The 25,888-nt window shown below is 47.6% G+C and carries 25 protein-coding genes; 2 read left to right on the top strand and 23 right to left on the bottom strand.

Annotation, left to right across the window (positions count from 1 at the left end):
* Positions 1 to 8 precede the first annotated feature (8 nt).
* Both hfq and C8D98_RS01220 read left to right on the top strand, forming a co-directional pair.
* Positions 9 to 533, top strand: a complete 525-nt coding sequence (gene hfq / locus C8D98_RS13955; protein WP_132871288.1) for an RNA chaperone Hfq — start codon at positions 9 to 11, stop codon at positions 531 to 533.
* Positions 533 to 898 carry a response regulator gene (locus tag C8D98_RS01220; RefSeq protein WP_132871286.1) on the top strand — a complete coding sequence of 122 codons (366 nt, stop codon included), beginning with the start codon at positions 533 to 535 and terminating at the stop codon, positions 896 to 898. The genes hfq and C8D98_RS01220 overlap by 1 nt, the downstream gene beginning before the upstream one ends.
* On the opposite strand, the gene C8D98_RS01215 is transcribed toward C8D98_RS01220, so the two are convergent.
* The 23 genes from C8D98_RS01215 to flhB form a co-directional block, all read right to left on the bottom strand.
* The gene (locus C8D98_RS01215) at positions 888 to 2,669 is read right to left on the bottom strand and encodes a 2Fe-2S iron-sulfur cluster-binding protein (protein ID WP_132871285.1); all 1,782 of its coding nucleotides are present in this window, start codon (positions 2,667 to 2,669) and stop codon (positions 888 to 890) included. The genes C8D98_RS01220 and C8D98_RS01215 overlap by 11 nt on opposite strands.
* A gap of 53 nt (positions 2,670 to 2,722) precedes the next feature.
* The gene (locus C8D98_RS01210) at positions 2,723 to 3,892 is read right to left on the bottom strand and encodes a mechanosensitive ion channel family protein (RefSeq protein ID WP_132871283.1); all 1,170 of its coding nucleotides are present in this window, start codon (positions 3,890 to 3,892) and stop codon (positions 2,723 to 2,725) included.
* Positions 3,892 to 5,340 carry a hypothetical protein gene (locus tag C8D98_RS01205; protein ID WP_132871281.1) on the bottom strand — a complete coding sequence of 483 codons (1,449 nt, stop codon included), beginning with the start codon at positions 5,338 to 5,340 and terminating at the stop codon, positions 3,892 to 3,894. The genes C8D98_RS01210 and C8D98_RS01205 overlap by 1 nt, the downstream gene beginning before the upstream one ends.
* A gap of 1 nt (position 5,341) precedes the next feature.
* Positions 5,342 to 5,833 (bottom strand): hypothetical protein, encoded by a 492-nt coding sequence (locus tag C8D98_RS01200; protein ID WP_132871280.1) that lies wholly within the window; start codon positions 5,831 to 5,833, stop codon positions 5,342 to 5,344.
* Entirely contained in the window at positions 5,826 to 6,605 is a 780-nt protein-coding gene (locus C8D98_RS01195; RefSeq protein ID WP_132871278.1) for a PilZ domain-containing protein, read from the bottom strand. The genes C8D98_RS01200 and C8D98_RS01195 overlap by 8 nt, the downstream gene beginning before the upstream one ends.
* A gap of 2 nt (positions 6,606 to 6,607) precedes the next feature.
* Positions 6,608 to 6,760: a hypothetical protein gene (locus C8D98_RS13675; protein ID WP_165871139.1), complete on the bottom strand. Its 153-nt coding sequence runs from the start codon at positions 6,758 to 6,760 to the stop codon at positions 6,608 to 6,610.
* 147 nt (positions 6,761 to 6,907) lie between these two features.
* The gene (locus C8D98_RS01190; RefSeq protein WP_132871277.1) at positions 6,908 to 7,741 is read right to left on the bottom strand and encodes a CheR family methyltransferase; all 834 of its coding nucleotides are present in this window, start codon (positions 7,739 to 7,741) and stop codon (positions 6,908 to 6,910) included.
* On the bottom strand, positions 7,738 to 9,156 hold the full coding sequence (locus C8D98_RS01185; protein ID WP_132871275.1) for a HEAT repeat domain-containing protein: 1,419 nt from the start codon (positions 9,154 to 9,156) through the stop codon (positions 7,738 to 7,740). The genes C8D98_RS01190 and C8D98_RS01185 overlap by 4 nt, the downstream gene beginning before the upstream one ends.
* A 3-nt stretch (positions 9,157 to 9,159) precedes the next feature.
* Positions 9,160 to 9,480: an STAS domain-containing protein gene (locus C8D98_RS01180; protein ID WP_132871274.1), complete on the bottom strand. Its 321-nt coding sequence runs from the start codon at positions 9,478 to 9,480 to the stop codon at positions 9,160 to 9,162.
* A gap of 11 nt (positions 9,481 to 9,491) precedes the next feature.
* Positions 9,492 to 11,060: a SpoIIE family protein phosphatase gene (locus C8D98_RS01175; RefSeq protein ID WP_132871272.1), complete on the bottom strand. Its 1,569-nt coding sequence runs from the start codon at positions 11,058 to 11,060 to the stop codon at positions 9,492 to 9,494.
* Positions 11,061 to 11,177: 117 nt separating this feature from the next.
* Complete coding sequence (locus C8D98_RS01170) at positions 11,178 to 12,158, bottom strand: hypothetical protein (RefSeq protein WP_132871271.1); 981 nt, start codon at positions 12,156 to 12,158, stop codon at positions 11,178 to 11,180.
* Positions 12,145 to 12,981, bottom strand: coding sequence for an OmpA family protein (locus tag C8D98_RS01165; RefSeq protein ID WP_165871138.1), 837 nt, complete (start codon positions 12,979 to 12,981; stop codon positions 12,145 to 12,147). Before C8D98_RS01165 ends, C8D98_RS01170 begins: the two co-directional genes overlap by 14 nt.
* A 272-nt stretch (positions 12,982 to 13,253) precedes the next feature.
* Entirely contained in the window at positions 13,254 to 15,329 is a 2,076-nt protein-coding gene (locus tag C8D98_RS01160; RefSeq protein WP_132871268.1) for a hybrid sensor histidine kinase/response regulator, read from the bottom strand.
* Positions 15,330 to 15,344: 15 nt separating this feature from the next.
* A complete protein-coding gene (locus C8D98_RS01155) occupies positions 15,345 to 15,977 on the bottom strand; it encodes a protein phosphatase CheZ (protein WP_132871267.1) in 633 nt (210 codons plus the stop codon).
* Between the two features lies 1 nt (position 15,978).
* Complete coding sequence (locus C8D98_RS01150) at positions 15,979 to 16,356, bottom strand: response regulator (RefSeq protein ID WP_132871265.1); 378 nt, start codon at positions 16,354 to 16,356, stop codon at positions 15,979 to 15,981.
* Between the two features lie 57 nt (positions 16,357 to 16,413).
* Positions 16,414 to 17,331, bottom strand: a complete 918-nt coding sequence (gene fliN / locus C8D98_RS01145; protein WP_132871263.1) for a flagellar motor switch protein FliN — start codon at positions 17,329 to 17,331, stop codon at positions 16,414 to 16,416.
* A complete protein-coding gene (fliM, locus tag C8D98_RS01140) occupies positions 17,312 to 18,322 on the bottom strand; it encodes a flagellar motor switch protein FliM (protein WP_132871261.1) in 1,011 nt (336 codons plus the stop codon). Before fliM ends, fliN begins: the two co-directional genes overlap by 20 nt.
* 10 nt (positions 18,323 to 18,332) lie before the next feature.
* A complete protein-coding gene (locus C8D98_RS01135) occupies positions 18,333 to 19,403 on the bottom strand; it encodes a protein-glutamate methylesterase/protein-glutamine glutaminase (RefSeq protein WP_132871259.1) in 1,071 nt (356 codons plus the stop codon).
* Positions 19,396 to 20,133, bottom strand: coding sequence for a FliA/WhiG family RNA polymerase sigma factor (locus C8D98_RS01130; protein ID WP_132871257.1), 738 nt, complete (start codon positions 20,131 to 20,133; stop codon positions 19,396 to 19,398). The genes C8D98_RS01135 and C8D98_RS01130 overlap by 8 nt, the downstream gene beginning before the upstream one ends.
* 222 nt (positions 20,134 to 20,355) lie before the next feature.
* Positions 20,356 to 21,201 (bottom strand): MinD/ParA family protein, encoded by an 846-nt coding sequence (locus C8D98_RS01125; protein ID WP_132871255.1) that lies wholly within the window; start codon positions 21,199 to 21,201, stop codon positions 20,356 to 20,358.
* On the bottom strand, positions 21,198 to 22,436 hold the full coding sequence (gene flhF, locus C8D98_RS01120; protein WP_132871253.1) for a flagellar biosynthesis GTPase FlhF: 1,239 nt from the start codon (positions 22,434 to 22,436) through the stop codon (positions 21,198 to 21,200). The genes C8D98_RS01125 and flhF overlap by 4 nt, the downstream gene beginning before the upstream one ends.
* Entirely contained in the window at positions 22,433 to 24,517 is a 2,085-nt protein-coding gene (flhA, locus tag C8D98_RS01115) for a flagellar biosynthesis protein FlhA (RefSeq protein ID WP_132871251.1), read from the bottom strand. Before flhA ends, flhF begins: the two co-directional genes overlap by 4 nt.
* Before the next feature lie 318 nt (positions 24,518 to 24,835).
* The gene (flhB, locus tag C8D98_RS01110) at positions 24,836 to 25,888 is read right to left on the bottom strand and encodes a flagellar biosynthesis protein FlhB (RefSeq protein ID WP_132871249.1); all 1,053 of its coding nucleotides are present in this window, start codon (positions 25,886 to 25,888) and stop codon (positions 24,836 to 24,838) included.

Raw genomic sequence — 25,888 nt, 5'->3', positions numbered from 1 at the left:
GAGAGACCATGGATAGTTCTGTTTCGGGCGCATCATTTCATGCGCAGATAGAATTTGTGTTTATGCACAACGCAAGAACACGAAAGATTCCGCTGATGTTCATTATGAAGAACAAAGAGAGATTCAGAGGGAGGGTGATGGATTTCGACCCGTATCACATCCTTCTGGATGACGCAGAACTTAAAATTCTCTTATCTAAGAATGATATAGCTACTGTAGCATCTGCGAGGACAGTTGTTGATATCGACTTTATCTCAAAGATTTACTACAGCGCACATCAGGGACGACACCCGAAGCACACGAGACCCCCCATGCAGGATATCTTTCTTAACGAAGTGCGTAAATCACGCTCACCCATAGTCAGCTTCCTTATAAACGGTGTAAAGATAAGAGGAAGTCTCATCGGTTTCGACAATTATACACTTCTGACATCATTTGAGGGACGTCAGCAGCTGGTCTATAAAAATACTATTTCAACCATATACCCCATCTATCAGACAGGGGAAATTATTAAATACGACGGCGAGAGATAATGGAAACGCTTAAAATTCTTGTTGTAGATGACGAAGAACACACAAGGCTGGGATATGCCGAAATTCTGAAAATGGGCGGCTATGAGGTCGATTTGGCTGTGGACGGACTGGACGGACTCTTTAAGGCGGAAAATGGCGGGTATGACCTTATCATAACCGACCTGAGAATGCCCAAGCTGAACGGTCTTGAGTTCCTTGAAAAGATGAAAGAGAGAAATATTGCTGCGAAAGTGATAGTTATCACAGCATTCGGTTCATACAAATCCTTTAAAGAGGCCGAAAACGTCGGCGCCTGCGTATACCTGAACAAACCTGTCCGTGCGGCAGATCTGGACGCAGCTATCACTGAGCTTTTCAGGAAATAATCTTCTGTTCGCACTCCCTCTGGGTGTCGGTGAAAACCACATCCTCGTCGAGGTTTATAACCTCGTGAGTGCCGAATCTCTTCTTAAAGTAGTTTTCGATATCCTTCTCCTGGAAGAATTGTACGCCGTAGATTGACGGGTCTCCGGAGAAGGTTTTCAGTTTTTTCTCATATTTTTTGGGAACGGCAGACAGGGCGAGAAGATCCTCGGCCAGTGTCATGCTGTCTGTGAGAGTGTAGAAGACTATATTGTCGATATTGCTGAATTTCTTTTCCGCATAGCTTATCACAGATCTGATGAACAGTCTGAAACGGTTCAGACCGTTCAGAGCGTTCTGATCGATATACAGGTCACAGCCCTGTTTGCGGTAGATATTAAAACGTTTAAGTCCGTCGTGTTTGCCCAGTTTAACGGTTATCTCAAGAGGCATAAGATCCATAACTTCCGAACGTTCCCTGAGCTGCAGCCTTTTGTCGGTGAGTCCGGAGCGCATGAATATCACCGCTGTATGGAAGAATACCGTAAAGGATATCGAATCGGGCAGATGAAAAGTATCTCTTATTGTTGTTTCCAGAAGGTCGTCGCTCAGACCTATCACAGGGTTCTTTCCGTTGAACTCGCTGAGAGAGAGTAGACCGTCATATCCAGTGTTGGATGCCTCAAGTTCAAACAGGTTGCCCTCGTCGAGGAAATAGGCCTTTTCCAGAGAATCCAGCGGAATAAGCAGACGTTTGCCCGGGGTCTGGTTTACAAAGCGCATGAAACGAACCATATCCCTGTGGTTCTGCATCGGTTGCAGAACTTCGATAAGGAAGGTTCCGACGTTTATCGAGGTGTAGATAACCAGATTGAACATCTCCTTGCCTTCGAAATAGCAGTCGTCCAGCATGATTATCACACGTTCTATGTCTTTTGCGTTAATGTTGTTATAGATGAAATCAGAAACCAGCTGCTTTTCAAGAAGCGTTTCAAGACGCTCGCCAGTCTTTATCATACCCTTAGAGGCGATGTTGCCTATCCCTGCGCTGTAGTGATAATACTGAATGCCGTCGGGAAGCTGGATCAGCAGAAGACCGTCATTGCTGTAGGACTCCTCCTTTTCCAGACCGTTGTTAATGTGGGATATTATCTTAAAAGTTTCTTCCGGCTGTGCGGGTTCCTCTTTAACATCCTGAGTCACTTCCCTGATCTCCGGCTGAGGGGGAGGGGTTATGCCGGTGGGCTGAGATGAAAAAGCAAATGTTTCATGTGAAACAATATTGTCATAGGTTTCCTCTTCATCGTCTATGGATTCGTCAACTATGAGTTCAGGTTCCTGAACCGGTTCCTGAGATCGTACTGAAGGGGAGGGCGTTTCTGTTTTCGGAGCGAACAGGTCTGGGTTGAGGAAACTTTTGAACTCGTTCTCCTCAACCTCTCCGGTCTTCTTAACCACCTTCATGCTGATTATGCCGGGGTTGACGTTCTCACGCTTTGAGGGTTCCTGAGTATCGACTTTAATATCGGACTTAACGGAATACTGGCATGCCAGACGGATTCCGGAATCCAGGCTGGATTCAGCGAGAACAAGCCTCTCTTTTTTTGTGGGTTTGTTTATGTCGCTGCCGATTATTTTGACCTTACATTTTCCGCACTGGCTGCTGCCGTCGCAGAGCATTCTGTCTATCAGGTCGTGTTCACGAAGAACCTTGTACAGGTTTGAGCCGGACCTGACCTCCAGAACTATATTTTTGTTTGCAACCGTTACTTTATACTTAGTGGTGAAAAACATAAAAACCCCCGGATGTATAAACTAAATCGGAAGAAACACGGACTACTAAACTGCTAGATTTGAGTTTTATCCGAAATATGCTGATAAATGCGTAAATCGAACTCCCGTATAACTGCCGTGAGATGGTCAAAGATATCCGCCTGCACATCTTCATAGAATCCCCAGTCAGTATTACACACGAATGCATAAATTTCAATCGGGAGGCCTTCGGAAGTTGGAGCCATCTGGCGGACGATGAGTGTGAAGTCTTTATGTATGTTTTTGTTGTTCTTCAGATACTCTCTGACATACGCACGGAAAGTGCCTATGTTTGTTAGTCTTCTTTTGTTGATATCGCATCCCGTGGGGTCGATATCCTCAGAGAGTTTGCTGTCGAGATATTTGTTTATCAGGCCTATTCTGCGGAACTTATCTATGTCCTCAGGTTTGAGGAATCTGATTGTGGACTGGTCTATTATAATTGTTCTTTTTATTCTTCTTCCGCCGGCATCACGCATGCCTCTGTAGTTTTTGAAAGAGCCTTCGATGAGTTTGCTGGTGGGCACTGTCACGATGGTCTTATCGAAGTTTTCAACCTTGACAGTGTAAAGGGCTATATCGAGCACTGTACCGTCGACACCGAAAGCGGGCATCTCAATCCAGTCGCCTTTATGAACAAGGTCATTGAACATGATCTGCATTCCGGCGATGAAAGACATTATGGTGTCTTTGAATATCAGCATGAGTATGGCTGTCATTGCGCCGAGACCGCTCAGTATGCCTAAAGGCGATTTACCTATCAGCATGCAGACAGAAATTATTGCACCTAAGAATCCGGCAATAACCTGTACCATCTGTATGTAGCCTTTGATGGGTCTGCGGGCGGCTATTTCGAAAGTGCTGTAAATGCTGTTTATGACAGAAGTGAGCCTGATTATGAAAACAGTAATGTTTACAGCAATGTATGCAGCTATGATCTGTGTCACATACTTAGGTATAACAATGATGTCTGAAGCGTATATGAACACAAGGGCAGGGGCGATATAGGCTAGCTGTGAAAATATATTGGATTCGATGAGGATGTCATCGTAGTGGTTCTCTGTCTTTTCAAAATATCTGTGGATCGCTCTTACCAGAATTTTTTTGATGATGAAGTAGCTGAGTGCCGCAATGAAAAGCACGACAAAATACTCAGATGATTCCATGAGAAACTGCATGATACGCTGTACAACGGGATTATTCATTAAATTATAACCTCAAATTTTCCTATATCTCCGTTCAGTTCCGAAGCAGGATTCATAACCTTCAGATCCTGTTTTGAGAACTTGAACCATCGCACAGTACCGTTTTCAACGTTTATGTCGTTCAGGTATTCCGATATATCCTTTTCGGTTTTGACTGAAACGGTGAAAGTGCCCTGTACTTGTTTAATGACAATAAGAGTCTCTCCCAGTTCAGAAAAGTTTGTAGAAACATAAACCGTGTTGGAGCCGTCACGTCCTCTTTTAATCTTCATAAGGGTGTCGCCCACGTTCTCGTCACGGGTTTTAAGAAACGACATCACCCCGTCGGCAATCACCAGATTTGTTATCTGCATCTTGGTGATTCCGTCCTTTGCGGCGTTGTCGCCTGTGAGCAGGGCACGGAATTTTTCGTCGCCGTCCACTGCGGAGTTATTAAGAAGCTTATTTTCAAAGGTCAGGCCGCTGTTCTTAAGGGAATCCTTAAGGGTCTGTGCGTCCAGATCCTCCATGCCGACGTGGGTGAATTTGCCGAAAGCCTTCATGAATTTCTCCAAATCAAACCCCGTCACCTGCTGTTTCACGAACTGGGGGTTAAGGTTTTCCACAGGCATTCTGGCAAAGGTCAGAAGTATCGAATCCTCCTGAATCTGTGCCTCGGCAAAAAGGGTTTTGAAGAGCTGAGGTTCCAGCTTAACCTCAAAAAGAGTGCTTTTGACGCTTATAAGTGTCTTGCCGTTGTCCATCATCTTGACAATGTTGACTTCAACAGGTTCGCCGTCCACAACAGGCAGAGTATTGGGCGGCAGTTTGACAGCTGTGGTGTTGCTGTTTTCCACAACAGGCTGGGCAGGCCGGACACTCACTGCATTTGTCATCTGCTGTGCCTGTTTGACTGCCTGCGGGTCGGGTGAGGGTGCTGCCGGCTGAGCAGTTTCGGCTTTTTGCGGCATAACTCTTATATCTTTCACCGTGGCAGTGCCTATTTGTCTGGCATCGGCCGCAGTTTGCTGAACAGGGATCTGTGTATGTGCTTTCTGTAGCTCGGGAGATGGCGTCAGAACGTCAGGTTTTATGGTCTGGGGCTGAACCGGAGTCTGCTGGGGTTTTGGCTGAAACGCATCCTGAGCGGCTGTTGATGACTGTCTTACGAAGGTGTCCTGTCTGTTGGGCTGTGTGAAGGTGGTGGCCGCTTTTTCAAGGAGCGGCGGGAAGAATTTAAACTGTGCCGTTCCGTTTGGTGCTCTTGTCACAACTGCACGGAAACTCTGGGAAGAGGGCTCGAAGTCCAGCTCAGCCGAAAAGGTCTTTCCTTTCACCGCCAGAAGGAATCCGTTAGCTTTAAGTTTTTTAAGAACCTCGACGTTCACTTCCTCACCCTCTTTGAGGGTGACATCCTGCCCCGGCTGCTCCGGCTGGAGGTTGGGAGGTGTGGTTTGTATCATTTCCATGTCATGCTATGTCCAGTTTTCTGACTATCTGTACCTCTGTTGTGGATATTCCGAGTCTGGAGGCGATCTCGGTATCCGGCAGACCGGCCCGGATGAGCTCAGCGATCTTGTCTCTCATTGTTTGCGGCTCGGTTCTGTATGGGGCTTCGGCGGATGCCGCCTGTTGCTTCTGCATTGCGAAATACTGCTTAAGCACGGGCTTTTCATCCGGCACCTGAATAGACTCAAGCCGCTTTATCTTATCTTCGGCCAGAGTTGAGATATCTTCAAGAAGTTCCTCTTTTTTTGCTATTGCGTCTTCCAGTTTGTCGGCGATCCTTTCGGATTCGATAACAAGCTCCCTCAGCTCCTCCATGAAGGGATATAGATCCTTGGGACTGACATCAGCCAGACGTTTCTGGATGTTTATTATCTTGGTGAATGCTATCAGAAGCATTATGAAAAGCACGCATATCAGAAAAAATGCGATGCTCAGCAGTGTGGCCTCAGACATTGGCTCTTATCCTTTTCAGTTTTTCCCTTTCCTTTTCAAATACGAAATGCACCATTCCGTCTCTGGAAGTTTCATCCAGATGTGCAAACTCGGACATAACCACAACACCTTCGGGTGTCCTTATAACCTCTACAGCCCTGCAAACTGCTGCGAAGATAAGATTTGACGTATATTTAGGTGTCGACTGGAGATAGAAAAGGTCGCCGGGGTGTGCGCTGTCCGCTGTGAAATACAATCCCCCGCCGCTGAGAGCCAGAAGAGTGCACTCCGAAAGCCCCTCTATGCTTCCGTCTATCTTGTGTGCCAGCAGTTCGTCAAGCTTACCGTCTATCTGGAGCAGAAGCTTGAAGAGAAACTGGTTTGATATAGGTTCATCTGAAAGCATATTTTTTATCTGGGCAGTAAGGCTGTTGCGGAACCGCCTGTTTATGTTGTCTGTTTTCTGTGCGTATTCGGGCAGACGCTCAGGGGAGATCTTTTTAGATTCAACAGTGTCGAATGATTCAATGATATGAAACTGTTCCGAATCTTTCCTGAGAACCTCTGAAACAGGTTTAAGGGTGACATTTCCCTTGTCGGCAGAGACCAGCTCGCACACGGCCATATGAAAAATGTTGCCGTCGTACCACTCAAGGCGCAGATACAGGGCATTGGTCAGGTCGCTCTCATCAGCGCCCGCCAGCCTTACAACAAAAGATGCCGGATTTTCACTCCGGCACTGAATAACCTGAACTTTGTCTGAACTTATAACTATTAGTTTACATAAACGCATACTCAAACTTCCAAATCAATAATATGTCCCGTATCTTTAACAAGTCTTCTGGCAATCTGCTTCTGGCGTTCACGTTTCTGACGTTCCTGCTCCTGCTGCTGTCTGTGTTCTCTGTCGTCAATGGTCTTGCCTTCCGGCTTGTCCTTTTCGTTCACAGACTCTGCCTTATGCTTGAATTCTGTCTGCTGCTCATGGGTAACGGCAAAAGCCTTGTTATCGGCATTCCGCTGCTGGACATCCTGAATTTTTTCGGCAACCAGCGAGTGCTGAACCTCAATAGGCCCTATCCCATGTTGTTACCCTCAGATCTTTCTGTAAATGATACCGCCGCCGAAATTCTCCATTTTAAAGGCTTCGGAAATCTTGTTCAGAGTTTCCGAGTGGCCGAGATAAAGCGCACCGGGCATGCCGAGCGATTTATGGAACAGATCGATAACCTTCTGCTTGGCAGGGATATCGAAATATATCAGTACGTTTCTGCAGAAGATAACATCCAGTCTGCCAACTTTTGTGGTCATCATTGGGTTCAGCAGGTTGCCCTGAAAGAACTTAACCTTGTTCATGATGTTGGCATCCAGCTTATACGCAAAGCCGTCCTTTGCAAAGTATTTATCCTGAATCTGCGGGGGCACGCCTCTGAAAGAGATTGTTCTGTATATGCCTTTCTGGGCAATGTCCAGAACCTCAGTGTTAATGTCGGTGGCCAGAATCTCAATACTTGCCTTTGCAAAGAGTCCCGCCTCGTTCAGCAGCATGGCGATGGAGTAGGGCTCCTCGCCGGAAGAGCAGGCGGCAGACCAGATACGGATATTTCTTTTGCCCGAGTTAAGCAGTTCGGGGATAGCAGTTTTAATCATGTGATCCATCTGAGCCCTTTCACGCAGAAAATAGGTCTCGTTGATGGTCACCTGATTCAGAAGTATCTCCATCTCCTCTCTTTTTTTGGCATCGTATTTAAGATAGTAGATGTAGTCCTTGAAACTGTTGAAGTTAAGCTCCTGAAGCCTTTTCGACAGTCTGTTCTCGATGAGATACTTCTTGCTGTCTGCAAACGAGATTGCGGCGTTCTTATAGATTATATCTTTAAGCTCCACAAACTCGTCATCTTTAATCTTTATCGTTGAAGCTGTAATCATAATACTTCCAGTACAGACTGAATTTTGTCTTTGACATATTTATTGTCTTCGGCAACCAGTCTGGTTCTAAGCAGGTCTTTGAAGCCCTCCGGACGGATCTGCTCAAGAATTTCAAGTGCCTTATAGCGCACCAGCCAGCTTGAATCGTTCACAAAAAGGTTCGAAGCAGCGGGCAGTGCATAGGCTCTGTTGTCGTTGAAGAGCGAAATCAGAACTTCTTTTCTGATGTCCTCGTTTCCGTTGTCCAGAATGCTCATGTAGAAATCGCTGAAATCTCCGGGAATCTTGCCCAGAGCCTCCACTATGGCCAGTTTAACGTTTTCGTCAACCATGTCGTAGCTTTCCATGAGTCTTCCGGCCTCTGATGCGGAGCATATCTCGCCGCAGGCTTTCACGGCAAAGTAGCCAACCCATGCGTCGTTATCTGTGATCCGTGAGATTATATCTTCAAGTTTGTCCTTAGCCTTTATTTTTGCAAGGCCGCTTGCGGATGCCTCCCGGATCTTGATGGATTTGCTGTCCAGCCATTTTATGAGGATATCCGAAACCCCGCCCCTGTTGAAGGAGGATACGGCACGGATAAGCATGGCTTTAACATCGTCGTCGGATTCCGTTTCAAGGGAGTTTTTAAGAAGCTCGAAACAGGTATCGTCGTTTATCAGAGTCAGCGCCTGAATTGCGGCTGTGCGGATGGTCTTGCTGGGACTTGAGAGCAGTTTGCCCAGACGAGCCGCATCCGATTCGTCGCTGAGAAGTGCTATTGAAGCCGCAGCGGCCTCGGTCAACTCTTCTGCGCCTGACTCAAGCACTTCGTAGATCTTCTCTTTGCTTGCAGTGTCGCCGAACCAGCCAAGAACAAGCACAGCAGCCTTCACAACCAGCGGAACGTCGCTGGAAAGCTCCTGTTTGATCTTCTCCTCTGCGCTGTAGTCGTGGGCTTTTCCCATGGTAAGGACAGCATAGAACTTAAGCTCCGGCTCCTGCATCTCCAATATTTCAAGGAGCTTCCTGCGGAATTCATCGGAATAGGAGGAAGCTATAAAGTCCGACACACGGTCGGCATAATCGGGCTGAAAGAATTTTTCCATCAGCTCGTCGGGTGTATATGAGGAGAAGTCCTCTTCAATGGTGAAGTATGATGACAGGTTCGCCATCTCCATTACCTGATAAACGTTGTCGCAGACGTTTGTGACGCTGAATTCGGCGCCTATCTTCGCAGCGTTCTTTTTCATTGCTATCATGGCCGCCAGAGCTTTGCTCTGGATGTAGTAGCAGTTTTTCAGGTCGAGACTGATCTTTTTCGTTTCTGTCAGCTCGGGAATCTTTCTGGCCGCATCTTCAAGGTCTTTATAGGGTGCGTCCTGCTCAACCATTATTTTGAGGAAATCACCGTAACGGGTGAAATTATAAGCCATAGACTACCCCAGCGCTTGGGCTTGCGTGTCGTAAATTTTAAATACTTTGTCCAGACCTGTGAAGGTGAACATTTCTCTGATATCTGCTGACATTTCGCAGAGTTTAAGTTCTTTTTTAAGTTTGTTGACGCTTTTCAGCAGGTCGATGATCTCTCTCAGGCCGGAGCTGTTCATGTAAACAACGCCCTTGAAAGAAACAACAACGCAAGAAGACGAGTTGAAAAGGTCGAGTATGCCTTTTTTCAGTTCGCTTCCTGTCTGGGCGTTCACTTCGCCTTTAACAAATACAACTTTTTTTCCGCCGTTATCCTGAACTTCGAACATTCAGATCCTCCTTAAAGCTTTTTGAAAGCAAGTATTGTAATATCATCTTCAAAGGGATGCCCCTGTGTAAATGCTCTGACATCTTCCATGATGTTGTCTATCATCTCGCTGACAGGCAGCGCAGAGAACATCATTATTTTGGAGATCAGCTGGTCATAGCCATACTGTTCGCGGCTGCGGTTCATGGCCTCGTTCAGGCCGTCGGTATACATGAACACTATGTCTCCGCTGTCAAGAGTAAGGCTCCCCTCTTCATATTCTACCATATCAAACGCCCCGAGGAACATTCCGTGTGCAGAAACTTTCCGCACCAGCATCTCGGACTTGTCATACAGCAGAAGGGGGTTGTGTCCCGCACTTGCAAAGTTGCATACGCCTTTTGCAGAATCAAGAACGAGATAGAACATTGTGACAAAGTCGTTTGTGTGAATATTGTCGCACAATATCTCGTTCACCATCGCCACAGCCTCGGAGGATGAGATAATATCATAGGTATAGGAGCGCATGATGGCACGTGTTATCGCCATGATAACGGAAGCGGGGATGCCGTGGCCGGAAACGTCCGCCACACCCAGACCCCAGTAGCCGTTGCTCATTTCGATACAGTCGTAATAATCGCCGCCTGCATGCTCCGCAGGGGTATAGAAAGCTCCGAAGTCATATCCGGGTATCTCCGGCAGCTTCTCGGGCAGAAGGCTCGCCTGTATCTGCCCCACCTGCATAAGTTCTTCATCTATTATCTTGTGGGCTGTTTTAAGTTTATCATTCATCCTCAGCAGGTCTTCGTTCAGCAGAGCCATCTGCCTCTGCTTCTCATGAAGCACCGACTGCTGGGACTTTATTTCTTCGATAAGTTTGAGTTCTTTGGTGGTGTCTCTTAATGATTCGACTATGTATTTGTCGAAATGGTTCATGGTGACTGTCAGCTTCTTGCCGTTTGCCTCGCGGAAGGCGCGGACGTTTCTTGGGTCGAGGAGGGGGCAGTCCTTGCACTGCTCTTTATATCCGTATACCTCATAGCACTTTATGTTGTTCATGCTGTGAACACCGCAGATCTCCATTATGCTTGAGTTGGACATGTTTATGCTTAGGTCGGGGTTTACAACCATAACGCCGTCGTTCAGCGAGTTTATGGTCTTAAGGATGAACCTGTGTTCCTTCTCCGTCTCCTTGCGTTTCAGGTTAAGGATAACGTTTGAGGCTTTCAGCTCTTTGGAGTGGCGGGTGAGCTTATCTATCAGCTTTTTTGTGCTGGTTATGTCGGTTAGTATCTCTGCATAGGTTCCGTCCGCCAGAGTTATGAACTTTGCGGAGAGGAGTTTGCGGAAGCCCCTGTGGGTTATAGTGTCGTGCTCGATATCAACGGGGATCTTGTTTTCCCGAAGTTTCTGGAGCTGGCAGTCTTTGCAGGGTTCCATCTTGTTGAAGAGAACCATGTGACATTTCTTTCCGACCATTTTTTCAGGGGGCTTGCCCGTGATGTTCTTCACCTGAGGGCTGCAGTACTGTATCTGGTATCTGTCGTTGACGACAAATACCACCTCGCTTATGTAGTTTAAAATCTCTTTAATATATTCCATTTTGCCCTGCGGTGTATCCTTTTCGAGCTAAGTAACTTAAAGCTATATAATTTTAAAATATAATCGTTAAAAAATCAAACAAATTGCACTTATAAAAGCAGACTCTAAAGGTATTTTTTACTTTTTAAGCATCATAATGCCGAAGAAGGCCGCCATAAAGACAATAACACCAATGGAGATATACAGCAAACGATAGCTGAGGCTTTCTGCCTTGGACATCTGTTCACTGTAGAATTCCTCAAGCTTTCCGTCTATCTCTTTAAGAACTGCCAGTTCCTTCTCAATCCTGTCTCTGGAGTTGTTAAGCTCCTCTTCGGATTCCATTTCCACCAGTGCGCCGATATATATTATCATACTTTCCTGAATATTGTAGATACACTGAGCCAGATAATCGAATCTGTCGGTAAACTTGTAGTAAAGGGTCTTTCTGAGTTCAGGGAGCAGTTTCGTCTGGACACGCTTAAATCGGTCTTTAAGTTCCTGACTCATATTATTAATATCGTCAATCCGGTCGACGTCGTTAAGAATCTGCCTTGTCATGACGACATAATGGTCGCACATGTCGGAAAGGGTGCTGGTGTTGACAAAAACCTTCTTTCCTTTGGGAGGGTGCTGTTTCAGGTAGTTGCGGATGACGAAATATCCGGAGGCTATCTTTACGGTTTTCCGCTTTTTCACCGGTCTGGACACCATCTTTTTCATGTCCAGAGCCTCAAGGGTCTCAATTATATCCGCAGGGGTGAAGATGTAGTGGTTTTTTCCGTCCAGAATGTCTCTGGTGTCGTCTTCAAGGTCTGTGTTTGTGAAAAAGAAGAGTTTTGTAAGCCCCTCTTCGTTCATGGTGCGCAGAACGTCGGACGAGACATAGCGGTCGATGTGTTCATCGCCTTTGGCTATCTCAATCCAGACCATGGCGGATTCCTCGCTCTTTGAGGAACGCCAGAGTTCTATCCTCCGTTTGTTCTCCTCCTCCTTGATGCTTCTGTGGACGGTGAAGGTGAAGTCATGCATGACCTCTGTGACGAATTCATAGAACTTGTTGAGCTTTATATTGTAAAAATCCTGATAAGTTACCTTTTTGTCGCTATCTTCGCTCATATATCACTGCACGCCTGTTAAGAGGCTGTCCTTCCGGTTTGTTGGGTGCTACGGGGTAGGCGGGTCCCATGCCCATAAGTTTTATGGAGGATGAAGGGATGCCGTTGCCCAGCAGTCTTGCCTTGGCAAATCCGGCTCTTCTTATTGAAAGCTCCATGTTGTCTTTGTATTCCACATTGGGGATAACACGAACGTCGTCCGTGTGGCCTATTATGACGTATTTTTTATTCTTGCTGAGGGTTTTCAGCAGTTCAGCGGTGTCCTTTTTAACAGTTGTGGAGAACTTGCCCAGATCAAAGTAGATAATCGCTATCTCTTTAAGGTCTTTGTCTTTTATTCCGTTGGAGTCGCATTCTCTGCCGTTTTTGTCAAAGAAAGCTACTACGTAGGTATCGGTTTTAACGTTTTTGAGGGAGTAGCTGTCGGAAACTTCCACCTGTTCGCCATTCACCACCAGCTTTGTAAGGGTCTGACAGGGGCCCGGTTTCAGTTTGAAATCAACGTTCTCTCCGTCCTTGACGGTCAGTTTGCCAATGGGCTGAATATCCCCTTCACCGATCTTTGTCACGTTAACAAGATGATCTGACGGCGACACTTTTGCGCCTGAGTCCGCCCCTCTGACAGCGGTGGAAGGATTATAGGGTGCTCCGGGTGTTGATTGTTCGATTGAGAGTATCTGCCAGCCGTTCAGAGCTACGTTCTCTCGGGCCTCCTCTTCGGATTCGGCCCAGACCCGCATCTGTGTTGTTACGTTTGAATCGGGTTTGGCAACTATGACACGAAAAAAGCTGCGTTCGGCCGCAAAGCTATTTCCACCATACAAAACGGCGAAAATCACTAGGACGCTTAGAAATTTTCGGAGATAGATCCCGGTAGTTGTTGTCATCAAGTTTATGCTTTTTAACGGCTTCTTCAAAGTTGTCACCTTTCATGACATCAACGACAGTCAGCTCATAGATGATGTCTTTTCCGCCGTAATAACTTAAAAAAGCGGAGGGCTGGAGTTTCGAGGCGGTCTGGAAGCGTCTGTGCTCCGTGACCACCTCGTAAATATAAATTCTAGCCGAGGCTTCCCGGCTGAAAACTGCTAATAAACTAAGAATTAGAAGAGTTCGCCATAAGCTCATCAATCTTATCCATCAGCATCTGCATGTTCAGAGGCTTCAGCAGGAAGGCGTCAATACCTGCTGCGGATATTTTCTTCCTTTCGGAGATCTCTGATCTGCCTGATGCTGCGATAATAGGCTTTTCATAGCCTTTTTCCCTGAGTGCCCTGGCAACCTCGTATCCGTCCATGTCGGGCATCATGATGTCCGTTATGACGATATCGGGATCGAGTTTGTCGATTATCTTTATGGCGTCCTTGCCGCTGGTTACCTCTTTGGTCTCCATCCAGCCTGTTGCAGAGAGCAGCCTGCTGATTATCTTGCGGTCGGTTGCCGAGTCGTCGATTATCATTACGGTTATCTTGTTGTTCTGCTTTTTGTTCGTTTCGGCCTTTTTCTTCTGTCTGAATCTTCTGGGCATTTTGGAGGCTATCTCCATTACGCCTGCAACATCGATGATAAGCCTTACCCGGCCGTCACCCATGATTGTTGCGCCTGCGATGCCTTCGTTTCCGCTGAGATATTCGCCGAGAGATTTGATAACGATCTCTTCCTGACCTACCAGCTTGTTCACAATGAAGCCCAGACGTTTTTCGGCGATACCCACGACAACAACATAAATGTCCTCGTCGTAGGATTCCTGAAACTCGTAAATTTCGTTAAGTCTGATAAGGCTGAGAACTGAATCGCGAAGCTTGAGAACCTCACGGCCTTCGAAGCTGTGTATCTGCTTTTCGTTGATGCGCACTGTTTCAATGACAGAAACCAGCGGAATGGCGAGGATTTCGCCGGAAACTTCAACCAGCAGAGCCTGAATGATTGCCAGAGTGAGGGGCAGCTTCATCTTGAAGCGTGTTCCGTGGCCGATCTCAGATTCTATATTTATGATACCGTTCAGTTTTTCAATGTTGGTCTTAACAACGTCCATACCAACGCCTCTGCCTGAAACGTCGGTTATTGCAGCCGCTGTTGAGAAACCGGGACGGAAAATGAGGCCGTATGCTGTCTCGTTGTCCATGTTTTTAGCTTCTTCAGCACTGATAACGTTCTTTTCAACAGCTTTGCGTTTAAGCATTTCAGCGTCGAGGCCTTTTCCGTCGTCTTTGATCTCAACTACGATGTGGTTGCCTTCGTGATATGCGGAAAGATTTACGATACCTTTATCGGGTTTGCCCTTCTTACGTCTTTCAGAGGGGATTTCCACACCGTGGTCGACGGCGTTTCTTATCATGTGCATAAGGGGGTCGCCGATCTCTTCCACAACGGATTTATCAAGTTCTGTCTCTTCACCGGCTATAACAAGGTCAATATCCTTGCCCATGTCACGGCAGAGGTCACGCACCATTCTGGGGAATTTGTTGAAAACCTTTCCGATGGGAACCATTCTGGTTTTCATAACAGCCAGCTGAAGCTCTGTGGAGATAAGTCCTATCTGAGAGGTTGTCTCCATAAGCTGTTCGATGAGGAACTCGCCTTCGAATTTCTTTTCCAGCTCGCCGGATATCTGGCCGATACGGTTACGGCTGAGAACAAGCTCTCCCACGAGGTTCATGAGTGAATCCAGACGGGAAACATCCACACGGATGGTCTGTTCAACGGCAACTGCGGCCTTTTTAACCTGCTCAACGCTCTCTCTCTTAGCCCCGCCGGATGCTGCTCCTGCGCCTGCGCCGAGTTTTCCTTCGTTGGCCAGTTTCAGTTTAGCTACTATCTCGTCGGTAACAGCGGTGTTTGTACCGTTTTTGATATCGCCGAGTATTGTTTTTGTGACGTCCACGAACTCAAGCAGGATGTCCATTATTTCAGGGGTGACCTGCATTTCGTTCTTTCTGAGCTTGTTCAGGATCTCCTCTGCGTGGTGTGTAACGCTGCTCATTTTGTCAAAGCCCAGGAAGGAAGACGCTCCCTTCATGGTATGAGCCGCCCTGAATATTTTATTCAGCAGATCAAAATCATTCTTTCTGTTCTCAAGTTCAATAAGATCCTGATCGAGGCTTTCAATTATTTCATCGGTTTCAAGAATAAAATCCTGGACAAGGTCCTGCATTTCGTTTGCGTTGTTCATGGCGTCCTCCAAATCTTACTGACCGAACTCTTTGAGGAGCTCGTCAACAAGATTCTGGTCCTTAAGAAGGTCTTTTTTATCTTTTATCATATCAAGCATCTGTACATCAATTTTGTTCTCTTTCACGCCGAACATAAGAACGAGGTGAGCGAGTCTTTCCTGAAGGTCGTAGATTATTTTAACAAGTTTATCTATCTTTTGCTTGGTGATATCCTGAAATTCCAGAGAGGCGATAATGTCGAAGCATGTATCCTGTCCTCCCAGAGCTTTGTCCCGCAGTCTGTCGATTATTCCGCCGGCCTGGCTGAACTGTCCTGCGGCCACCTGATTTTTAATGGTCTGAATATTTTCTCTGATGTCGTCTGTTATAAAATTGATTTTATCCACACAGGAGAGAACGTTCTCCGATGCGGTTTTTGAATCTGCTATTATTGCTTTAAGGGTGTCTTCGAATCCGGGGAGGTCTTCATAGCTGTCTTCCACCGTATCGTACACTGTTTTCAGCTTGTTTACGGCTTCGCTGAAATACTGAGCGATATGATAGAGTTCGTTTTCAGCGTTTACGTCAACGCCGGCAACGTCATATTTTCCTTCGTTGATACATCTGGCGATATCCAGAAGTTCATTAATATCTTTGTAACCGGACATATTACAGTCCCAGAAGTTTGTTCACCTTCTCCTGAAGAGTATCCGGTGTGAAAGGTTTTACAACATAGTTGTTTACACCGCTGCGCAGCGCAGTCAGGATATCTTCTTTGGCGGCTTCTGTAGTAACCATAAGAATGGGGGTCTCTTTGTATTCGTCCTTCGCTCTGAGTGTTTTTACGAAGGTCAGACCATCCATTTCAGGCATGTTCCAGTCGGTGATTATCAAATCAACTTCGTTTTTAGCAAGGACATCAAGACCTTCCACTCCGTTGCCCGCTTCAAGAACGTTCGTGAAGCCGAGTTTTGTGAGTGTATTTTTGATGATCCTGCGCATCGTTGAAGAATCGTCCACTGTTATAATCACATGGTCGTAAGCCATTATAGGATCCTCCACCTGTTTATCTACTATATATTATTTCCAAAACAGTTGTTACTGTCAATCTTTTAATTTCTTTATTCTTTCGGCACGGCTGACAATTTCTTTAATTCTGAAGCCGAAATAACCGTCGACGATGACAACTTCACCCCGTGCGATGACTTTGTTGTTAATTACAAGTTCAACAGGTTCGTCAGCGGATTCGTCCAGTTCTATTATGTTTCCGGAGCCCATTGTTAGTATATCCTTTAAAAACATATTGGTCGAACCCATTTTTACACTTACGGGAACATCAATATCAAGAAGCAGGTCCAGGTTGCCGGGGGTATGGTGGCTTCCGCCCCCTCCGCCGAGGTCGGGAATATGCACACCCTCATCGTCAGGGAACTTGAATGCGGCTCCGAAATCGGGTTCGTCGGAGAGTCCGGCCCCTGCGGAACCGCCTTTTGAAAAGGCATTCAGCAGTGCGGCATCAGTAAAGAAACGGAAGGTGGTCTTTGTTGAGCCGATGCTTATTGCGGCATCGACTATCATATATTCATCCGCCTGAAACAGTGCAGGCGCATCGTTAACCATAACATCGTCTATCCTGAAGGAAACCTTAGTTCCGGTCTTCTCCTCAACAGGAACACTGCATGCGGCAAGCATCTGCGAGGTAAGCTCTTTTATTGCGTCCTTGTCGTCCGGTTCAAGACTGTCCTTGCCCGGTTCGTCCATCATCATCATAAGGTTTGTCATATATGTGATGTCAACGGTGTTGAACATCAGACCCGCTTCAGTTCCGGTTTTCTCCTCTGTGGCGAGGATGAGCGTCTGCTCTTCGTAGCCTCCGGAGAGGTCTTCCGGCCCTGCCGAGCTGACCTGCGCAAAGGAGACCGAGATATCCTTGTCGAACATGCTGTCCAGAGTGTTCTGGAAAACGGATGCAAGGACATCGGTGAAATTTGTATGTCTGCTGTCACTCAGCGGTGTTTTCATCGTTGTTCTCCGTTAAAAATTCGGTAATTTTCACAGCCTTCTTAACCCCGAGGGTGCCCACGGTTCCCATGAATTTCTTTTTGTTGTTCAGGAAAATCTCGCAGGGCTTTTCGCTTTTTACCTTGAACATGATGAGATCCCCTTTGGAAAGCTCAAGGATATCCTCAATGCTCAGTTTGCTGTGACCCATGTATACGTTTGTGCTTATTTCGGTGTCGTTCAGGATGCCAAGAATTTCGTGCTCGTTGTCGCCGACAGCTCCTTTCTTGGAGCCTATCAGCCAGTCGGTGGAGCTTATTTTGCCCAGTACCGGCTCAAGAACGATTGCGGGGATGCAGAGGTTCATCATGCCCAGCACCTCGCCGAACTTGACCTCGAACACCACCAGAATGACGACCTCGTTCTGGGAAACGATCTGAATGATGTGGGGGCTGTTTTCCGACAGTTCCTTCTTCATTCTTATATTGGGGATGATCTGCCTCCAGACCTCTTCAAGGTCTTTCAGTATGAGGCTAAGGATTCCGTCCATGATATGCTGTTCAAGGGTGGTCAGTTCCCTTGTGTTGAAAAGGGGCTTGCCTGTTCCTCCCAGCAGTTTGTCAACTATGGGGAAAACCAGAGAGGGGTTGATCTCAAGGACTGTGTTTCCCTCCATGGGTATCATGCTGATGATGTTGAAGCTGGTGGGGTCGGGCAGCGACATAAGGAACTCGCCGTAGGTCATCTGGTCAACGGATGTAAGGGTAATGTCCGTTATGGTTCTCAGGTAGTTTGAGAGCGTGGAAGAGAAGTTTCTGGCGAATTTATCGTGGAGGTTGCGTATTGAGCGCAACTGTTCCTTGCTGACCCGGTCGGGTCTGCGGAAGTCGTATACGGATATTTTCTTGGGGACGAAGTCCAACTGTTCAACAGTATCATCCGACATCTCGTCGTCTGTCGATACTGTGGACAACAGGGCGTCAATCTCCTCCTGACTAAGAATATCCGCCATTAATCACCCTTCACTTGCAGTATGCCACTATGCGCTGGTAGATTTCGTCCAGCGGAACGACCTCGTCATGAATGTTTGCCTCGACAACCGCTCTGGGCATGCCGTAGACCACGCAGGAAGCTTCGTTCTGGGCTATTACGTTTCCGCCTTTCAGCTTAAGCAGCTGAAGTCCTTTCATTCCGTCTGAGCCCATTCCTGTCATGATAACCCCCAGCGCATCCCTTCCGATGTTTTCGGCCACGGATGCGGCAGTGACATCGACACTGGGTATGTGGAGCGAGTTTGCAGGTTCGGGGCTTAATTCAGTATAATAATGGACTCCCATTTTTTTAAGTTTCAGGTGTATGCCGCCTTTGGCGATGTACACAGTGTTGGGTTCCAGCTGTTCCTTGCCCTGCGCCTCCACAACGTGCACCTTGCTGAGAGAGTCGAGTCTCTGGGCGAGGGATTTTGTGAAGTTGGGGGGCATGTGCTGAACCACCAGCACAGGAACGCCGAGATCCGCAGGAAGCATGGGAATAACCTTTTGCAGAGACTGGGGGCCGCCGGTTGATGTGCCTATTATGACCAGTTTCTTTTTAGAGGTTATTTTGGGCGCCGCTCTGGTGATCAGCGGTGCGGCCGGAGCAGCAATGCCCGAGGGGGCTATGGGCTTTCTGACGGTGCGGGCGAAGAAAGCCTTTCTTCTGCCGAAGTTTTTTATCTTCTCACGCAGGTCGTCTTCTATCTTGAGTACGCCGAAGCTGGCAAAAGATTTATCTTTGGGAATAAAGTCCACCGCACCCAGATCCAGGGCGCGCAGGGTCGCTTCCGCTCCCTCTGTGGTGAGCGAGCTGACCATGATAACGGGAAGAGGGTTCTCAGCCATTATCTTTTCAAGGGCGGTGAGTCCGTCCATTCTGGGCATCTCGATGTCCAGAGTGACCACGTCGGGCTTCAGTGTTTTAACTTTTTCTATTGCTTCGATGCCGTTGCTGGCTGTGCCAACCACCTGAATGTCCGGGTCTTTGGCGAGCATGCCTTCAATGGCCTTACGCATGAAGGCCGAATCATCAACAACAAGCACAGTGATTCTATTCATAAAACTCCCTCAGTCTCTTCTGAAGTTTGGCCGCCGCCGCAGAGTGGATCTGCGACACACGGGATTCGGTGATGCCGAGAACCTCAGCTATCTCCTTCATAGTGAGCTCCTCATAATAATACAGAGAGACCACATATTTCTCTTTTTCATTGAGTGCGTCTATCTCTTCGGCCAGTTTGTCCACCAGCCTGTTGCGCACTGTTTCGTCTTCGGGGGTCAGGCCTGCGAAGCGGATGAAATCCACCATCGTGCTTTCGCCGTCAGGACCTATGGATTCGTCGAGACTTAAGAGCTTGTCGTTTTCCATAAGCTCCTGAAGCCTGTGCACCTCGGTTTCGGTGAAGTCGCTGTTTTTAACGATATCCTCCACACTGGGCTTAGTTCCGGAGTGTCTGTAGTGGCTTTCCATGTGCCTTTCAAGCTGTTTCAGCCTTGTGCGCACGTTTCTGGGGAGGAAATCGAGGTTGCGCAGGGTATCAAGGATAGCTCCTTTGATACGCCTTTCGCCGTATGTATAGAAATTTACGTTTCTGTCTTTGTCAAACCTTTCCAGAGACTCTATGAGCCCCAGACAGGCGGAGGAATAGAGGTCGTCAACATCCACGCTGTCAGGAAGAGTTGTGCTGATCCGGAGAACCCACGACTTGATTCTCGGCATGAACTCCGAAATTATCTGGTCCTTCTCTTCTCTGCTGAATTTGTTGCCGGATGCAGACTCGTATGGCGTCACATTATCTTCCTGAAGTTAATTAGTATCCGGTCTATCATAAAGAACAGACTCTTTGCAATCATGTAAATCGCAAAGAACATTATAATGTCCCTTATCATATAAGTCAATTTTACATCAAAAATTATGAATTTCACCACAAATGAGGTGATGAACACCGTTGAAGACAAAAGCAATGCCATTTCTCTGTAAGATAGATTCATACCGTCCTCCGTATGATCCGGCTCACCTGAATACGCCTTTCAGCTTCTCGTAGAGATTCTGTTTTTTCAGCTCGATGTCCAACTGCCCTGTTATTTTCTTTGCGATGGGCAGAAGGTCTTTGACATAGGGTGAGGTGGGAGCGAGTATGCATATGGGTTTCTGGCTTTTGACAGACTTTATAAGTGTCTTGTCCTCCCGCAGATATCCCAGCAGCGAAAGCTCCACGTTCAGGAACTTCTGAGCGACGTTTTTCATGCTCTCAAAAATCCCCTTAACCCCTGCGACATCGTCCACCCTGTTGAGAACAAAGTGGATCTCCTGAATGCCGTACTGAAAATGAACGACCTTCATAAAAGCGTATGCGTCGGTTATTGCGGTTGGTTCGGGTACTGTCAGCACGATGACCATGTCCGCAATGGAGGTGAACCTTATCACGTTTTCGGAGATACCCGCACCTGTGTCGAACAGAATGAAGTCATACTGTCCGTCAAGCAGAACGAAAATATCCAGAAGCTTGTCGTGCTCCTGTTCCGACAGATTCGAAAGCTCCACAAAGCCGCTTGAGGCGGGAATCACATCCACGCCGTAAACATTGCGCTTTATGATCTCGTTAAGAGCAACCTCCCCCGTCAGATACTTTCTGATAGAGGCTGAAACACTGATATTGAGCAGAATGTCAACGTTGGCCAGTCCGAGATCTGCGTCGAAAACAAGGACTTTTTTGCCTAGCTGAGCCAGCAGACATGCGAGGTTAACGGCAAAATTTGTCTTGCCGACTCCCCCTTTTCCGCTGGATATAGAGAGGTACGTTGCCTTTCTGTTCTGCTCCCATGCTTTCTTTCGCAGGCTGTGTGCCTGATCCGTCATTTATCGCTCCATAGGGACGGTATCTCTCTGAGCACCTGAGAAGCAATTTTCCTGCCATCAGGTATCTCCATGTCGTCCGGTACATTTTGTCCTTTAGATAAAAGCATAATAGGTGTCTTCTTTTTTATGGGAAGGTTTATCAGCGGGCCGAAATATTTGGTTTCGTCCAGCTTTGTGAAGATCGTGTACTCAGGCATCAGCTTCGAATATCTGTCGAAGGTATCCGAAAGCTCCTGATGGTTGCAGCTCATTGAGAGCACCAGCGCAACCTTTATCAGCGGGCTGACCTCAAGGAATTTCCGCAGGTCGCCTATCTGTTCGTTGTCGAACTGGCTTCTGCCCATTGAATCGATGAAAACGTATTCAAAATCCTTGCATTCGTAGATTATCTTTTCAAGCTCATTGGGGGACGATGCCACCCGCAGGGGTATGCTGACTATCTCCGCATAGTTCTTGAGCTGTTCAACGGCTCCGATACGGAAATTGTCTATGGTTATGAGTGCGACGGACTTTTTAAGCTGAAGGCTCAGGTTTGCCGCTATTTTTGCTATGGTTGTGGTCTTGCCAACGCCTGTGGGGCCGACAAGAGCAAGCACCTTCTGCTTAAGGCTTGAGAAATAGTCCTTTTCCAGCGGCACAAGGTCGCCCAGAAGCTGAACGGAGAGGTTTTTTACCTGATTGCGGGTGAGTCCCGCCGCCGCACGCTTCTCTATTTTCTTAAGAAACTTGTAGGCTATGTCGTCATCCACGCCGTTTTTCAGCAGTATGTTGTAAAATTCCAGAACGGGCTGAGCCAGATCCACCACAAAGTTCTCCTTCATGCCGGATTTGATCTCCATCATCTGTCTTTTAATCTCGGATATATCGTTTATAAGCCCTTCAAAGCGGTTAAGCCCCAGAGCGTTTATAACTTCGGAAATCCTGTCCGTCTCCGACCTTTCGGGAGCGGCAGGTGAAGCAGAGGGTGCGGTTGCCGGGCGGAACTGAGGCTTGTAGGTCTTTGCGAAGGGATCGTCCTGAACAACGGTCTTTCCCACCGTCTTCCTTGCGCTGATAACCCTTTCGTCATCCTCTATTCCGACAGTCACCTCTATGATAGGGCGCGAGAAAAGACCGAAGCTGTTGTTCTTCACCACCTTGCGGGTGGAGAGGATCATGGCTTCCGGCCCCAGCTCTTCCTTTATGAGTTTCATGGCCTCTTTCATATCGAAGACTTCGTACTTCTTTATCCTCATATTTCAATCTCCAGCATTCCGAGGCTCTCGATCCTTACGCTGTCGCTTATCTCATTATGGGACATAATATTGATGTTGTGTACAAACTTTTCAACAAATCTTCTCATGGGCAGCCTTATGGGCGGCGAGATGATTAGAACGGGGGGCAGTCCCTTGCCGACGCACTGGTCGCACTTGCCGATTATAGCAGACAGAATTTTTTGCGCAACAGACGGGTCGATGACAATCTCCTGACCGTCGTCGCCTTTCTGGAGGCTGGCCGCAAGAAGCTGTTCGACCTTTGAGGGCAGGGTGAAGACATACAGTTTTCCGTCCGCCGCAACAAAGCTCTCGGTTATCTGACGTTTAAGTATGGTTCGAACCCGCTCTGTGAGGAAGTCGGGATGTTTGTTCTGCATTCCGTAGGTGGCCAGAATCTCCATTATGGTCTGGAGGTTTCTGATGGATACACGCTCTTTGAGCAGTGCCTGAAGCACACGGTTCACCGTACCCAGATCGAGTATTCCCGGAACAACGTCGTCCACCAGTTTGGGATATTTCTCTTTCAGTTTGTCCAGAAGTTCCTGAGTCTCCTGTCTGCCCAGCAGTTCATATGCGTTGGACTTTATAATTTCGGTGAGATGCGTTGCTATGACAGTCGAGGGGTCGACAATGGTACATCCCTCAACCTCCGCCATATCCTTAACGGGTTCATCAACCCATTTTGCCTCAAGTCCGTATGCGGGTTCCTTGGTGGGGATTCCGTCAAAATTGGCTACACTGCCTTCGGGGTTCATTATCAGGAACTTGTCGGGGAAAATGAATCCGCTGTTTATCTTAACGCCTTTCAGCATGACCGAGTAGCCGTTGGCATCCAGCTGAAGGTTGTCACGGATACGCACCGGAGGAACAATGAAGCCCATCTCCAGAGCGAGCTGACGGCGAATGGCCTTTATACGGTTAAGCAGTGTTCCGCCCTGCGCCGCATCAACAAGGGGAATAAGCGCAAATCCGATCTCCAGCTCCAGAATATCCATCTCCAGTAGACTTTTTACCTCGTCCTCTTCGGCCACAGGCGCTTTTTCTTTCTCCGTTGCGGCCTTTTCCTGCTCTTTTTCTTTCTCCTGTGTCTGAACTCTGCTCAGACGTGAGAGGTATATGAAAAGAGCACCCAGAAGAATGAACGATATCTTGGGCATGCCGGGTATAATAGCGAAGAACAGCAGGATACCGCCTGTTATTCCCATAACTTTTGCGCTGTTGAAAAGCTGACCGTAAAGCTGGTTGGACAGGTCGCCGCCTGATCCGGCACGGGAAACGATAAGACCTGCGGCTGTGGATATTATCAGAGATGGGATCTGAGATACCAGACCGTCGCCTATGGTGAGGATGGTGTAGCGTTCGGCCGCCTCCATAATCTCCATTCCGCCCATGATAACACCGATGGCAAGACCTGCGATGATGTTGATGGCGGTAACGATAAGTCCTGCAACGGCATCGCCCCGTACAAATTTACTCGCACCATCCATAGAACCGTAGTAGTCGGCCTCCTTCTGGATGTCGATACGCTTCTGTCTGGCTTCGTCTTCGTTTATGAGACCTGCGTTCAGGTCGGCATCAATGGACATCTGCTTTCCGGGCATGGCGTCCAGTGTGAATCTGGCTGCAACTTCGGCGATACGGGTTGAACCCTTTGTGATAACCATGAAGTTGATGATGATAAGTATCAGGAATATGATAATACCGACGGCATAGTTCCCGCCGATAACAAACTGTCCGAAAGCACGGATAACTTCACCCGCCGCATCCTCTCCCTCATATCCGTGGAGAAGAATAACCCTTGTGGTTGCAACGTTCAGCGACAGCCTGAACAGCGTTACTATCAGAAGTACTGTCGGAAACGTTGAAAACTTAAGGGGCTGGTCGGCGTGTATCGCCACCATCAGAATTATGATGGACAGCGCCACGCTGAGGGTCAGCAGCAGGTCGAGCAGAATAGGGGGCACGGGCAGAATCATCACGGCGATTATGGCCATGAAGAATACTGAGAACGAGATCTCCTTCTGCTTAAGTATGTTCAAATATTCAGAAGCTGCTGCCATTTACCTTCCTTTTGCTGTTTATATGCGGCGCATTACTGCGTCAGTTTTCCCTCGGAACTGCTCACATACCTGTGCGTATGCTCGCAGCCCTCTCGGGAGAGCCTTCCTTGTGCTGCTTGCATCTAAACAGCAAGTGTTGCCGATTTATATACTTCGTTCTGCGGCGTCATATTCCGTTCGCTCGCAACACATACTTAAACGTATGCTTTTGCTCGTCTTACAGAATCTTCCTTGCATAACTTGCATCTAAACAGCAAGTCTAAATGCTATGCTGAAACCGCCCCCTCCTTTGTCAAAGGAGGGCCGGGGTGGATTTTCTTATAGTCTGTTCTTGAACTTGTCAACCAGAGCAAGGATTTCCGCAACTGCTTTGAACAGATTTTCGGGTATTTCCTCCCCTATGTCAACCGTTTTGAAAAGTGAGCGTGCCACGGGCGGATCCTCGTGGATAAGTATGCCGTTCTCCTTGGCAACTTCCCGGATGCGAAGCGCCATAAGCCTCTGACCTTTAGCAAGGCAAATGGGTGCTCTGTCCTGCCCGATGTTATACCGGAGGGCTACCGCATAGTGGGTCGGGTTTGTGACCACAACGTCGGCCTTGGGAACGTCCTCCATCATCCTCTGGCGGGCCAGGTCTCTCTGAGCTTTGCGTATCCGCTGTTTGATCTGCGGATCCCCTTCCATCTGCTTATGTTCGTCCTTGACCTCCTGTTTGGTCATCTTCAGGTCCTGCTTGTGCTGATAGCGCACATACATGTAGTCCAGAAGAGCCATTATCAGCGTCATGAGGCCTATTTTCCACAGCAGTTCATACATAAGCTCGCCGAAAAACTCAATGATGTCCATTATGTCCGCATCGGCGAGGGTTACTATGGTCTCCATTTTGCCCTTTACGATGTAATAGGCGAACCAGCCGATGATGAATATTTTAAAAATCGATTTAAAAAGCTCCACCAGACTCTTTTTTGAAAAGAAGCGGCCGAAGCCTGTGAAGGGGTTTATTCTGTCCCATTTCAGCTCCAGAGCCTTGGGGGTGAAAACAAAACCCACCTGCATCACGTTTGCGGCGATGGATATTATCAGCAGAAGTGCCATGAGCGGAGCCACTATGATTCCGACCTCTTTGACCGTGAACACAAGGATGGCCATCAGGTTGTCAACTGTGATGTTGTGGTCTCTGACGGTGAGCATCTCACGCATCAGCCTTCCCATGCCTTTCATAAAATAAGGGCCGTAAAAATGCATGAAGATAGCGCCGCCCAGCAGAATTATTGCGGTGGCAAGTTCACGGCTTTTAGGTATATTCCCTTCGGCAGCGGCATCTGAAAGCCGCTTACCGGTCGGGTCTTCGGTCTTGTTTTCGTCGGCCAT

Source organism: Seleniivibrio woodruffii (assembly GCF_004339245.1).
Taxonomy (GTDB): domain Bacteria; phylum Chrysiogenota; class Deferribacteres; order Deferribacterales; family Geovibrionaceae; genus Seleniivibrio; species Seleniivibrio woodruffii.
The sequence above is the reverse complement of the archived record's forward strand: the minus strand, read 5'-3'. Positions and strand labels throughout refer to the sequence as shown.